Below are 12,960 nucleotides of genomic sequence, written 5' to 3'. Positions count from 1 at the left end.
CCTTTTTCTATCCCGGAGGATTCCTCATAACTTGCGGTGATATTCGGACTGTTTAGCGTCCCAGAACGGCTAATCAGTCCGTATATCACCGCAAGTTATGTATGGGTGGGTGGATTTTGTCCTAAAACGGTGTGCGGCCCCTCGTTTGGTACACTTAAACGTACTGGACAAGTGAAGAGATGGGGGAGAACGTGCTCAAGTTCGGTACCTACGTCCGTGTTGGAAACGCGGCCGAAGCCTATGAGCTCTTACAGAAGAACCGCAACAACAAGATTGTGGGCGGCGGCATCTGGATGCGCCTGGGTTCGCGTCGCGTGGCGACGGCGATTGACCTTTCGGCCTGCGGACTCGATCAGATCGAGGAGACCGAGACCGAGTTTCGCATCGGCGCCATGTGCACCCTACGCCAGCTCGAGCGTCATGTCGGGCTCAACGCGCTTGTCAACAACGTCTTTGAGTTCGCCGTCCACGATATCGTGGGCGTGCAGCTGCGCAATACCGCCACGGTGGGCGGCAGCATCTACGGCCGCTTTGGCTTCTCGGACGTTCTCTCCGCCTTCCTCGCGCTCGATTCCTATGTTGAGCTGACGGGCGCCGGCCGCGTGCCGCTCGCGGAGTTCGTTGACATGGGCTACGTGCGCGACGTTATTGAGCATGTCGTGGTCGTTAAGCACGATTACCGCGCAAGCTATGAGGCCGTGCGCAAGGCCGCGACCGACTTCCCCTCCTTAAACGTCACCGCCGCCTGGTGGAACAACAGCTGGCATGTCACTGTGGGTGCCCGCCCGCTGCGTGCGACCCTGCTGCAGGGCGAGGCATGCGGCCTTACTGCCGAGCAGCCTTCCGAGGACGAGCTTCGCGCCCTGGCCGCGTCTGTGCGCGCGCTGAGCTACGGCACCAACCTGTGGGGCTCGGCCGACTACCGCCGCCGCATCTCGGCCCCGCTTGCCGTCCAGGCCGTGCGCCGCGCCGTCGGCATCGAGCTTTCGGCCGCGCTTGCGCACGAGATCGAGGGCGTGCAGATTCCTAAGTTTGCCACGGACGAGTATTCCTGCCGCCGCGTGCCCGGCGTCGATTCTAGCGAGGTGCGCTAATGGCTGCCAAACCCATCGATCTTTCCTTTACGCTCAACGGCCGTAAGGTCAAGGTTCAGATTGCCCCCGATACCATGCTCTTTGCGCTGTTGCGCGAGCAGGGCTGCGCGTCGGTGCGCTGCGCCTGCGAGACCGCCAACTGCGGCCTGTGCACGGTGTGGCTCGACGGCGACCCGGTGCTGAGCTGCTCGGTTCCCGCCGCTCGCGTCGAGGGCCACACCATCACCACGCTCGAGGGACTCAAGGTCGAGTCCGAGGCGCTCGCCCGTGCGATGGCTGCCGAAGGCGCCGAGCAGTGCGGTTTTTGCGCCCCCGGCCTTATCATGAACGTACTGGCGCTTGCCCGCGCCGCCAAGGAGGACCCGAGCCTCGTTGCCACGCGCGAGGAGCTCTCGCGCCAGCTCGCCGGCAATCTCTGCCGCTGCAGCGGCTACGAGAGCCAGCTGCGCGCTATCGTGCGCTTCCTCAACGAGTCCGGCGTGCAGGTTGGCTTTGAGATGCCCGAGCTGCCGGTCAACGACACCAGCTGTGACGGTGTCTCCTACAAGCAGATCACCCACAAGCAGCCCAAGAAGGATTCGAAGGCCTTGCTCGAGGGCCGTCCTGTCTACACGGGCGACATGGTGCCCGCCGGCGCGCTCATCGTTAAGCTCAAGCGCAGCCCGTATGCCCGCGCCAAGATCCGCTCCATCGATACGTCGCGCGCCCTGAAGGTGCCCGGCGTCGTGGGCGTCTACACCTATGAGGACGTGCCCAAGCGCCGCTTTACCATCGCCGGCCAGAGCTATCCGCAGCCGAGTCCCTACGACCGCCTGATTCTCGAGAACCTCGTGCGCTATCAAAACGAGGAGGTGGCGATCGTCGCCGCCGAGACCGAGGAGGCCGCCGACAAGGCACTCAAGCTCATTAAGGTCGACTACGATGTGCTCGAGCCGCTGCTCGACTTTACCAAGGCACTCGATAACGACATCGTGGTTCACCCCGAGGGCGACGTGACCTTTATGTTCCCGCAGGGCGGCGACGTTCCGCGCAACCTGGTGTGCAGCGGCACGAGCGACTTTGGCGACCTTGACGAGGCCTTCGCCCAGAGCGACATCGTCTTTGAGCGCACCTACACCAGCCAGGCCACGCAGACCGCACCCATGGAAACCTTCCGCGCCTTCGCGACGACCGACGCGTTCGGGCGTATCTCGGTGACCACCTCTACGCAGGTGCCCTTCCACGTGCGCCGCATGGTCGCGCAGTCGCTCGATATCCCGCAGTCGCAGGTGCAGGTCATTAAGCCGCGCATCGGTGGCGGCTTTGGCTCTAAGCAGACGGGCTGCTGCGAAATCTTCGTTGCGTTCGTCACCCAGCAGACCGGCCGTCCGAGCTACTGCTGCTATACCCGCGAGGAGACCATCACCGCGGGCAACTCGCGCCATCAGATGCAGATGACTGTTAAGCTGGGCGCCATGAACGACGGCACCATCACGGCCATCGACCTGCATACGCTGTCCAACGCTGGTGCGTATGGCGAGCATGCCACCACGACGATCGGCCTTTCGGGCCACAAGAGCCTGCCCATCTACAACCACGTGAAGGCGAGCCGCTTTAGCTGGGACGCCGTCTACACCAATACCAACCGCGGCGGTGCGTATCGCGGCTACGGTGCCACCCAGGGCCAGTTTGCCGTGGAGAGTGCCGTCAACGAGCTCGCCGACATGCTGCACATGGATCCCGCCGACCTGCGTCTTAAGAACATGGTTCACGAGGGCGAGATTATGCCGCAGTACTACAACGAGAAGCTCAACGCCTGCGCGCTCGACCGCTGCCTGCTGCGCGCGATGGACATGATCGACTGGCGCGACAAGCCGCTGGCCGTGGACCTGGGCGACCGCGTGCGTGCTCTGGGCTGTGCGCTCACCATGCAGGGCTCGGGCATCTCCAACGTGGACATCGCCGGCATCGACATGCGCCTGGAAGAGGACGGCTTCATTACCATCGGCACCGGCGCCACCGATAACGGCATGGGTGTCGACACGATCCTGGCGCAGATTGCCGCCGAGGAGCTGGGCGTGGAGAGCTCGCTGATCGTGGTGCGCGGCGTGGACACCGACGTGTCGCCGTTCGACGCCGGCTCGTACGCGAGCTCGGGCACGTATGTGACGGGCCTTGCCGCCAAGAACGCCGCGACTGAGCTGCGCGAGAAGATCTGCGCCAAGGCCGCCCGGATGTGGGACGTTGACGCCGTCGATGTGGTCTTTGATGGCCAGTACGTGCGCCTGTCCGACGAGCGTGCCGCGCGCGAGCAGAACCGTTACCTCACGCTGCGCGACTTTGCCAACCTGTGTGTCAAGAACATCGCCGGCGGCGACGCGCTGACCTCGCACGCCTCTGCCTGCCTGCCCGTTTCGCCTCCGCCGTTTATGGCCGGTATTGCCGAGGTCGAGGTCGACAAGGCCACCGGCAAGGTGACTGTGGTGGACTACGCGGCGGCCGTCGACTGCGGCACTGTGATCAACGAGGCGCTCGCGCGCGTCCAGGCCGAGGGCGGCATTGCCCAGGGCATCGGTCACGCGCTCTACGAGATTGTCGAGCACGACGACCGCGGCCGCCTGCGCACCGGCAACTTTATGAGCTACAAGCTGCCCACGCGCCTGGATATCGGCAGCATCCGCGTGGCCTTTGAGCCGAGCTACGAGCCGACGGGCCCGTTTGGCGCCAAGTCGATCGGCGAGGTCGTCATCAACACGCCGCTCGCCGCCGTTGCCTCGGCCGTGGCGCACGCCACCGGCCATCAGGTTCGCTCGCTTCCGATCACGCCCGAGAAGGCCCTGCTGGGGGAGTAGACGAGGCGCCGCCGCCCTTTGGCAAGCCCGGGGAAACCGCATCCCGCTTTTCGTCCGAATTGCGGGATGCGGTTTCCGTTTGAGGCCCCTGGCGGAAAGTGCATCCCGGAATAGGGGCTCAAAACGGGTTGCAGTTTACGGTTGATGGCTATAGCGGAAGCCGCATCCCATTCCGAGGCCCCAAGCCGGGACGCGCTTTCCGGCGCATGGCCAGCACCGCCTGACTGCCGAGTCCCACCGAAGTTGCGGTGGAATAGGGACTGTTTTGGAGGACTGGAGCCCCAAACAGTCCCTATTCCACCGCAACTTCGATGGGGCGGCGGGGGATTCGATGCGTACTCGTGGTGAGGTCGTGAGCCTGTAAAAGGTGTGCGTGCGCTTGCCGTTCGTATCTGCTATCATTCCTAGTCTGTGCGCTCATGCGGGCGTGGCGGAATTGGTAGACGCGCCAGATTTAGGTTCTGGTGGGATTCCCGTGAAGGTTCGAGTCCTTTCGCCCGCACCATCGCACCTGCGTCGGCCTTGGCCGTCGCGACACTTTGTTGCATAAAGGTACCAGCACCTCAGATAAGCTGGGCAGTATGAGGAGGAACGTGTTGAACATCACCGCTTCTGACGTCAAGGACGCCAAGCTCACCGCTACGGTCACCATCCCGGCCGCCGACGTCGACGCCGCGATCAAGAAGGCCTACAAGGACACCGCCAAGAAGTACCGCTTCCCGGGCTTCCGTGCCGGTAAGGCTCCCCGTCCGGTCATCGACTCCGCACTTGGCGCCGAGGCTACCCTCGCTCAGGCCACCAACGACCTGATCGCCGCCAACGAGCCCGCCGTCCTCAACGAGCTGGACATCGTCCCCACCAAGAACGGTGACTACAAGGAGCTCGACCTCGCCAAGGATCACGAGGACTACACCTACACCGTCGAGTTCTCCCTGCGTCCCGCTGCCGAGCTCTCCTCCTTCGACGCTGTCGAGATCGAGATGCCCCCTGCGGAGGTCACCGAGTCCGAGATCAACAACCAGGTTGAGATGCTCCTCAACTACCGTGCCACCTTCGAGGACGTCGAGGGTCGTGCCGTCGAGGCTGACGACTATGTGACCGTCGACCTCAAGGCCGTCGAGAACGCCGACAACTTTGCCGCCGAGGGCCGCATGCTCATCGCCGGTAGCGACAGCAACCCCAAGGAGTTCAACGAGGCCCTGATCGGTGCCAACGTTGAAGACGTCAAGACCGTCACCTGGACCGACGAGGTCGAGGAGGGCGAGGAGGCCGAGACCCACACCGTCGAGGTCACCGTCAAGGGTATCAAGGTCCGCAACACCCCCGAGCTCACCGACGAGCTCGTCAAGTCCGACTTTGGCTTTGACAGCATCGACGCTATGCGCGACGCCATCAAGATCGAGATCGAGCAGGACAAGGCTTCCCGCCTGCCGGCCGAGAAGGAGAACCGTTGCGTCTCCGCTCTCGCCGAGCGTCTGCAGCTCGACGAGATGGACGCCGACTACGAGCAGTCCGTCTTTGAGGAGCTCGGCCAGAACTTCCTGTCCAACCTCGCTGCTCGTGGCATGACGCTGGACACCTGGCTGCCCGCTTCCGGTCTGACCATGGAGCAGTTCATCGGCGACCTGCACAAGCAGGCCAACGACGTTGCCCGTGAGTCCCTGGCTCTGGACGCCCTCGCCCGCGAGCTCAAGATCGAGGTCACCGAGGATGACATCAACGCCGAGTTCGAGAAGGCCGGCGTCAAGGACGTCGAGGCTTCCAAGGCCGAGTTCATCGCCGATGGCCGCATGCCTGCCGTCCGCGAGTCCATCCGTCGCTCCAAGGCCGTCGACCACCTGGTCGAGAACGCCAAGGTGACCGAGGTCGACGAGACCGCCAAGGACGCCGAGTAATTCTCGCCACCTTGCCCGCGAGCGCATGCGTGCGCCCGTGATGGGGTAAAGTTATACACCGGTTATCCGGTTGCTTCGTACGGTGCCAGCCAATGCATAGCATGCGGGCACCGTACGTTTATCTAGAACCAATTTGGTCCGCAAGAGAGAAATGGAGATGCGTATGATCGCCAAGTTCGATTCCGCCCTCGTGCCATACGTTATCGAGCAGACGCCGCGCGGCGAGCGCAGCTACGATATCTATTCGCGCCTGCTCAACGACCGCATCATCTTTTTGGGCGAGGAGATCAACTCCGTCAGCGCCAACCTGGTCGTTGCCCAGCTGCTGCATCTTGAGAGCCAGGATGCCGAGAAGGATATCTCGCTCTACATCAATTCGCCCGGCGGCGAGGTCTACTCCGGCCTGGCAATTCTTGACACTATGAACTTTATCAAGCCGCAGGTCTCGACCATTTGCGTCGGCATGGCCGCGTCTATGGCCGCCGTGCTGCTTTCGGCCGGCGCCAAGGGCAAGCGCTTCTGCCTGCCGCATTCCAAGGTCATGATTCACCAGCCCAGCGGCGGTGCGCAGGGCCAGCAGACCGAGATTGAGATCGTGGCCGAGGAGATCAAGAAGACCCGTCGCGAGCTCAACCAGATCCTGTCCGACGCCTCTGGCCAGCCCATCGAAAAGGTCCAGGCCGATACCGAGCGCGACAACTACCTGACCGCTGCCGAGGCCCTCGACTACGGCCTGATCGATCGTATCGTCACCTCGCGCGACCTCGCCGCGAAGGACGCCTAGGATGGCAGGTAACATGCAGGACAACTTTGACGAGAACGGCAACCCCATCCGCTGCTCCTTCTGCGGAAAAGAGCAGGGCCAGGTTCGTCGCCTCGTAAAGGGCCCGACCAACATCTTTATCTGTGACGAGTGCGTCGCCGCATGTTCCGAGATCTTGGAGGAGTCGCTGGCTTCGGACTTTATGGACGCTGCCCGCAACGGCAAGCTGCCGGGCTTCCTCAACGACCACGGCCAGGCTGCCGGCCAGCCTGCTGTAGATCCCGAGGCCGAGGGTTTTGAGCTGGAGGACGACGCTCGCCAGGTCATTACGCACGTGCCGACGCCGCACGAGATCTATGACGAGCTTTCGGCTTATGTTATGGGCCAGGAGGACGCCAAGCGCGCTATGTCGGTTGCCGTGTACAATCACTATCGCCGCGTGATCGAGGGCGGCGCCGCGGTGTCCGCTTTTGATGCTGGCATGGGCTCGCAGTTCGATGACGATATGGACGAGGTAGAGCTCGCCAAGTCCAACATCCTGCTGCTCGGTCCCACCGGTACCGGCAAGACCCTGCTGGCCCAGACGCTCGCGCGCATCCTCGAGGTGCCGTTTGCCATTGCCGACGCCACCGCGCTCACCGAGGCCGGCTATGTGGGCGAGGACGTGGAGAACATCCTGCTCAAGCTCATCAATGCTGCCGATGGTGACATTGAGCGCGCTCAGGTGGGCATTATCTACGTGGACGAGATTGATAAGATCGCCCGTAAGGCCGAGAACCTCTCCATTACCCGCGATGTCTCGGGCGAGGGAGTTCAGCAGGCGCTGCTTAAGATCCTTGAGGGCACGGTGGCAAGCGTTCCGCCCACCGGCGGCCGTAAGCATCCCCAGCAGGAGCTGCTGCAGATCGACACGACCAACATCCTGTTCATCTGCGGCGGTGCCTTTGTGGGCCTGGATAAGATCATCGCCGATCGCGTGGGCAACAAGGGCGTGGGCTTTAACTCCGAGATTGCCGGCCCCACCTCGGTCGATGAGAACGACCTGCTGCGCCAGGTGCTCCCACAGGACCTCAACGCCTTTGGCATGATCCCCGAGTTTGTGGGACGTACGCCCGTCGTCACCCAGACGCAGGCGCTCGACGAGGATGACCTGGTGTCGATTCTGACCGAGCCCAAGAACGCCGTGGTGCGCCAGTATCGTAAGATGTTCCAGCTCGAGGACGTTGAGCTTGAGTTTGAGGATGCCGCCCTGCACGAGATCGCCCGCATGGCGCTTGCCCGCAAGACCGGCGCCCGCGGCCTGCGTTCCATCTGCGAGGACGTGCTGCAGCAGACGATGTTCGACCTCCCCAGCGAGGAGGGCGTTTCCAAGGTCATCGTGACCGAAGCCTCCGTAAAGGGCGAAGAACAGCCCCAACGCATCTACGGGTAAATAGTTTGAATCCAGGCCCCGCGGCAACCACCGCGGGGCCTGCCATTTAGGGACAGGTTTATTTTGGTCGGTTTTATATGGGCAAATGTCGTTTCCCCTGATAAAACCTACCAAAATAAACCTGTCCCTTTTCGGCAGGTATGCCTGTGCTATTCTGTGAGACTGTCAAGTTAGTACCTTCAGACTGAAGTAATCGATACCTAAGGCGTGTCCGCCTGCTTGGTTTTCGTAGATTCCGCACGAGCCGAAGAGCACTTAATGTGCTCTTCGTGCGAGCCAGGACCTGACCGAGCGAAAACCAAGCAGGCGGACACGCCGGCGGGACAGGGAGAGATATATGGAAGAGATGCCCAAGAACTACGATCCGTCGACCAACGAGCCGGCGATCCTACAGAAGTGGCTCGACGGCGGCTACTATAAGCGCCGCGAGGGCGTGGGCGACTGCACCGTCACCATTCCGCCTCCCAACGTGACCGGCAAGCTCCACATGGGTCACGCCACCGACGACTCCATCCAGGACGCCATCATTCGTATGGCCCGCATGCGCGGCAAGTCCACGCGCTGGGTGCTCGGCACCGATCACGCCGGTATCGCCACGCAGACCAAGGTCGACAAGAAGCTCAAGAGTGAGGGCATCAGCCGCCTGGAGATCGGCCGCGACAAGTTTGTCGACGCTTGCTGGGATTGGACCCACGAGTACGGCGGCATCATCGTCGAGCAGATCAAGCGTATGGGCTGCTCCGTCGACTTTGATAACGAGCGCTTTACCATGGACGAGGACTACGCGCAGGCCGTGCGCAAGGTCTTCTGCGACTGGTACCACGACGGCCTGATCTACCGTGGCAAGCGTATCGTTAACTGGTGCCCCAACTGCACCACCGCTATCTCGGACGACGAGGCCGAATATAAGGACGAGAAGGGCCACCTGTGGCACCTGCGCTACCCGCTGACCGAGCCGGTCAACGGCCAGGACTACATCGTCGTCGCTACCACGCGCCCCGAGACCATGCTCGGCGACACGGGCGTCGCCGTCTCCCCGAAGGATCCCGAGAAGGCCGCCTTTGTGGGTAAGACCGTCAAGCTTCCCATCGTTGACCGCGAGATCCCCATCTTTGAGGATTGGCACGTCGATGCCAACTTTGGTTCCGGCTTCGTTAAGGTCACCCCGGCCCACGACCCCAACGACTACGCCATGGGCCAGGCCCACGACCTGCCGCAGATCAACATCTTCGACGAGCACGCGGTGGTCGTCGAGGGCTACGGCGAGTTCACCGGCATGAATCGCGACGAGTGCCGCGAGGCCGTCATCAAGTGGTTCGAGGAGCACGACCTGCTCGATCATGTCGAGGAACTCGATCACTCCGTCATGCACTGCTACCGTTGCGACGCCGCGCTTGAGCCGTGGCTGTCCGAGCAGTGGTTCGTGGCCGTCGACAAGCTCAAGGGGCCGGCGCTCGACGCCGTCAACTCCGGCAAGGTCACTTTCCACCCTGCGCGCTGGACGCAGACCTACACCACCTGGATGGAGAACCTTAAGGACTGGTGCATCAGCCGCCAGCTGTGGTGGGGCCACCGCATCCCCGTGTTCTACTGCGAGGACTGCGGCTGGGAGGACGCCCTTACCGAGGACACCGACGTGTGCCCTAAGTGCGGCGGCCATCACGTGCTTCAGGACGAGAACGTGCTGGACACCTGGTTCAGCTCGCAGCTGTGGACCTTCGCCACGCAGGGCTGGCCGCAAAAGCCGGAGCTGCTCGAGGGTCATCACCCCACGACGGCGCTCGTCACCGCGCGCGACATCATCGCGCTGTGGGTCGCCCGCATGGTCATGAGCTCGCTGTACTTCCTGGACGAGGTGCCGTTTAAGGACGTCGTCATCTACCCGACAATCCTGGCCAAGGACGGCAGCCGCATGTCCAAGTCCAAGGGCAACGGCGTTGACCCCATGGATCTCATTGGTATGTATGGCGCCGACGCCATGCGTTACAACCTGCTGACTCTGTGCACCAACAACCAGGACGTCAAGTTCGATGCGAACATCGACAAGAAGACCAAGAAGCTTATCGACAGTCCGCGTACCGAGCAGGCCAAGTCGTTTGTGACCAAGATCTGGAACGCCAGCCGCTTCCTGCTCATGAACATGGAGGGCTACACGCCCGGTGAGCCCGTCGTGGAGACGCCGGCCGACGCCTGGATGTTCAGCCGCCTGGCAAAGGCCGTGAAGATGGTCACCGAGGGCATCGAGAACTACACCTTTGGCGACATGGCCCGCGGCGTGCAGCAGTTCTTCTGGAACGAGGTCTGCGACTGGTACGTCGAGGTCACCAAGGCCCGTCTGAAGGGCGAGGGCCGTCTGCAGGCTCAGCGCAACCTGATCTTTGTGCTCGACACCTCTATTCGCCTGATGCACCCGCTCATGCCGTTCGTCACCGAGGAGATCTGGGACAACATGCCGGCGAGCGTGCTCGATCTGGACGCCGAGGGCAACGTGAACCGCGCCGAGGCACTCATGATCGCCAAGTGGCCGGAGCCCGCCGACTACGCCAAGTACGTCGACGAGGACGCCGAGCGCGCGTTTGAGCTGTGCCGTGCCGTGGTATCTGCCGCCCGCGCCACGCGTTCGCGTTATCGCTTGAGCCCCAAGGCCGAACTCGACGTGGTCGTGCGCGCCGGTGCCGAGGATATCGCGAAGCTCGAGAGCCTGCGCTCGACCATCGAGCCGCTGGCGAACACCGCCTCGCTGGTTATGGGCACCGACGTTGAGAAGCCTGCCGCGAGCATCGCCGTGGTCGACAGCGGCGTCGAGGCCTTTGTGGTGCTCGAGGGCAAGGTTGATCTTTCGGCCGAGAAGGCGCGCCTGGAGAAGGAGATCGCCACGGCCCAGAAGGAGCTCGCCGGCTGCGAGAAGACGCTTGCCAACGAGGGCTTTGTGGCCAAGGCCGCGCCCGCGGTGGTCCAGAAGAAGAGGGACCGTGCAGCTGAGCTCAAAGAGATCCTGGCGGCGCTGACTGCTCAGGTTGCTGACTTCTCGTAGGCGGTACTGGGGGACGCGGTTTGGGGCTTTGCTCGCTACTGCGGACAGTCCTGCGCAAGACGGACAGCACATTAAGTGCTGTCCTTTGCGTGCGGAACTTGCGGCGAGCAAAGCGTCGGGCCGCTCCTAGTTCGCTTACGTGGTTGTTTGCAACTGGTAGGTTGGGGCCACTTGGTTGTGGCCTTGAGGTCGCTGCAAAGCGGTGTTTAGCTGAGATTTTGAATGGGAGGGGCTCGTTGTTTATTACGGGCCTCTTTTTATGTTGAGGGGACTTTGGGTTATGGCTAAGCGTTCTGGGTCGTATGTCGTTCCTTTCTCGTTTGAGTTGCTTTCGTTTGATGAGGCTGTGGGACTTGCTGCTGATACGGGGCGGATTTCTGGGGATGCTGGTCCTTTGCTCGAGACGGTTGTCGATATGCTCGATGAGCTTGGTCGTCCGGATGAGTATTTCGATTGCATTCAGGTTGCCGGTACCAATGGCAAGACTTCGACTACGCGTTTTTCGGCTGCCATTCTTCGTGGTGAGGGGCTCAAGACCGCGCTGTATACGTCGCCGCAGCTGGTGCGCTATCCCGAGCGCATGGAGGTCGATGGGTGCGTTGTGAGCGACGAGGCCTTTGCCCGTGGCGTTTCGGCAGCTGTCGAGGCGGGGCATCGTGTGAATGCTCGTCGTGTGGCAGCGGGGGAGCGCGCCTATTCCATAACGCCGTTTGATCTGCTTACGGCTGCTGCACTTGTAATGTTTGCCGAGGCTGCGGTGGACGTTGCCGTGCTCGAGGTTGGCATGGGCGGGCGTTGGGACGCCACAAGCGCGACCGATCCTGTCACCGTGGCCATTACGGGCATTGGGCTCGATCACACACGTATTTTAGGCGACACGCTCGAGGCCATTGCGGGGGAGAAGGCTGCGGTCATCAAGCCCGGACGCTTGGTTGTGCTGGGCGAAGGCACGCATGAGCCGAGCGTTCAGCGCGTGATGGATGCCCGTTGTCGCGAGTGCGGCGTCGTGCCGCTCGTGGTGAGTCATGCCACGACTAAGGTGCCGGCGCATGTGGGCGACACGGTTGAGTTTAGCTGCACCACGCCGCGTGCAATCTATACGTCGAGCATGGTCAAGCCGGCCTATCAGCCGCAGAATGCCGCGTGCGCGATTATGCTTTGCGAGGGGTATTTGGGTCGCGAACTCGATCATGACAAGCTCGATGCGTCGCTTATGGGCTGCCCCACGCCGGGCCGCTTTGATGTACTGGGGACCGATCCACTCAAGCTGATCGACGCCTGCCATAACCCTCAGAGCTGCGAGAACTTTGTGAGCGCGCTGGACGAGATCGATCCGTGCGTGGAGAATCGCCCCACGCTGCTATGTGCCGCGCTGGCCGATAAGGACGTGGCGGGTATCGTTGACGTTTTGGTTCCGGCGTTCCCCCGCGTAGTCGTGACCCAGACCGATTCCGACCGCGCCCTGCCGGCAGAGGAGCTCGCTGCCCTGGTGGACGCCGAAAAACTCTCGGGCGTGTACATGAGCGTGTCCGAGGCTCTCGCCGCCTTCGATGCCGCGGGCGAGTCCTTCGTAGCAGCCGGCACCATCACCCTAGCCGGCGAAGTAGCCGGTCTGCTGCGCTAACCCATCCCCTCATCAGTTGCGGTGAAATGGGGACTGTTTTATGGGCTAGAAGCCTTAAACAGTCCGTATATCACCGCAACTCAAAAGCAATCAATTTGGGACAGGGCTTTTTTGGCTGCCCTGTGCCCCGAGTCGACTCGCTTGCCATGAAATTGGCCTGTCTACTACGTTTGACCGGTTACCCTCGACCACACGGAACATTGCGAAATTAAAACCGACGCTCCTATAAGTTGTCAAGAGGCAGTTTGCGGGAGCGCTCTCTCCAATTCGCACAGGAGCTCGTAATA

7 protein-coding genes and 1 tRNA gene are annotated in these 12,960 nt (G+C 62.2%); all 8 read left to right on the top strand.

Annotation, left to right across the window (positions count from 1 at the left end; all coding sequences use genetic code 11):
- Nucleotides 1–191 precede the first annotated feature (191 nt).
- The 8 genes from PMX60_RS07455 to PMX60_RS07420 all read left to right on the top strand — a co-directional run bounded on the left by PMX60_RS07455 (nt 192) and on the right by PMX60_RS07420 (nt 12,673).
- A complete protein-coding gene (locus PMX60_RS07455) occupies nt 192–1,094 on the top strand; it encodes an FAD binding domain-containing protein (RefSeq protein ID WP_271747410.1) in 903 nt (300 codons plus the stop codon).
- Nucleotides 1,094–3,925 carry a molybdopterin-dependent oxidoreductase gene (locus PMX60_RS07450; RefSeq protein ID WP_271747409.1) on the top strand — a complete coding sequence of 944 codons (2,832 nt, stop codon included), beginning with the start codon at nt 1,094–1,096 and terminating at the stop codon, nt 3,923–3,925. The genes PMX60_RS07455 and PMX60_RS07450 overlap by 1 nt, the downstream gene beginning before the upstream one ends.
- Before the next feature lie 421 nt (nt 3,926–4,346).
- Nucleotides 4,347–4,430, top strand: a tRNA-Leu gene (locus tag PMX60_RS07445).
- Nucleotides 4,431–4,518: 88 nt separating this feature from the next.
- Nucleotides 4,519–5,820 carry a trigger factor gene (gene tig, locus PMX60_RS07440; RefSeq protein WP_271747408.1) on the top strand — a complete coding sequence of 434 codons (1,302 nt, stop codon included), beginning with the start codon at nt 4,519–4,521 and terminating at the stop codon, nt 5,818–5,820.
- Nucleotides 5,821–5,983: 163 nt separating this feature from the next.
- A complete protein-coding gene (locus tag PMX60_RS07435) occupies nt 5,984–6,604 on the top strand; it encodes an ATP-dependent Clp protease proteolytic subunit (RefSeq protein WP_022095182.1) in 621 nt (206 codons plus the stop codon).
- A 1-nt stretch (nt 6,605) separates the two neighbouring features.
- Nucleotides 6,606–8,015 carry an ATP-dependent Clp protease ATP-binding subunit ClpX gene (clpX, locus tag PMX60_RS07430; RefSeq protein WP_271747407.1) on the top strand — a complete coding sequence of 470 codons (1,410 nt, stop codon included), beginning with the start codon at nt 6,606–6,608 and terminating at the stop codon, nt 8,013–8,015.
- Nucleotides 8,016–8,352: 337 nt separating this feature from the next.
- Nucleotides 8,353–11,049, top strand: a complete 2,697-nt coding sequence (locus tag PMX60_RS07425) for a valine--tRNA ligase (RefSeq protein WP_271747406.1) — start codon at nt 8,353–8,355, stop codon at nt 11,047–11,049.
- Nucleotides 11,050–11,329: 280 nt separating this feature from the next.
- Nucleotides 11,330–12,673 (top strand): bifunctional folylpolyglutamate synthase/dihydrofolate synthase, encoded by a 1,344-nt coding sequence (locus PMX60_RS07420; RefSeq protein ID WP_271747404.1) that lies wholly within the window; start codon nt 11,330–11,332, stop codon nt 12,671–12,673.
- Nucleotides 12,674–12,960: the final 287 nt, after the last annotated feature.

The organism is Collinsella aerofaciens, from assembly GCF_028206995.1.
GTDB classification, from domain to species: domain Bacteria; phylum Actinomycetota; class Coriobacteriia; order Coriobacteriales; family Coriobacteriaceae; genus Collinsella; species Collinsella aerofaciens_AQ.
This window is presented reverse-complemented; position numbering and strand designations above follow the sequence as displayed.

Bases quoted from the DNA above. Each gene is read 5' to 3' on its own strand.
- clpX (WP_271747407.1), top strand. From the start codon at position 6,606: ATGGCAGGTAACATGCAGGACAACTTTGACGAGAACGGCAACCCCATC.
- PMX60_RS07450 (WP_271747409.1), top strand. From the start codon at position 1,094: ATGGCTGCCAAACCCATCGATCTTTCCTTTACGCTCAACGGCCGTAAG.
- PMX60_RS07425 (WP_271747406.1), top strand. From the start codon at position 8,353: ATGGAAGAGATGCCCAAGAACTACGATCCGTCGACCAACGAGCCGGCG.
- PMX60_RS07435 (WP_022095182.1), top strand. From the start codon at position 5,984: ATGATCGCCAAGTTCGATTCCGCCCTCGTGCCATACGTTATCGAGCAG.
- PMX60_RS07420 (WP_271747404.1), top strand. From the start codon at position 11,330: ATGGCTAAGCGTTCTGGGTCGTATGTCGTTCCTTTCTCGTTTGAGTTG.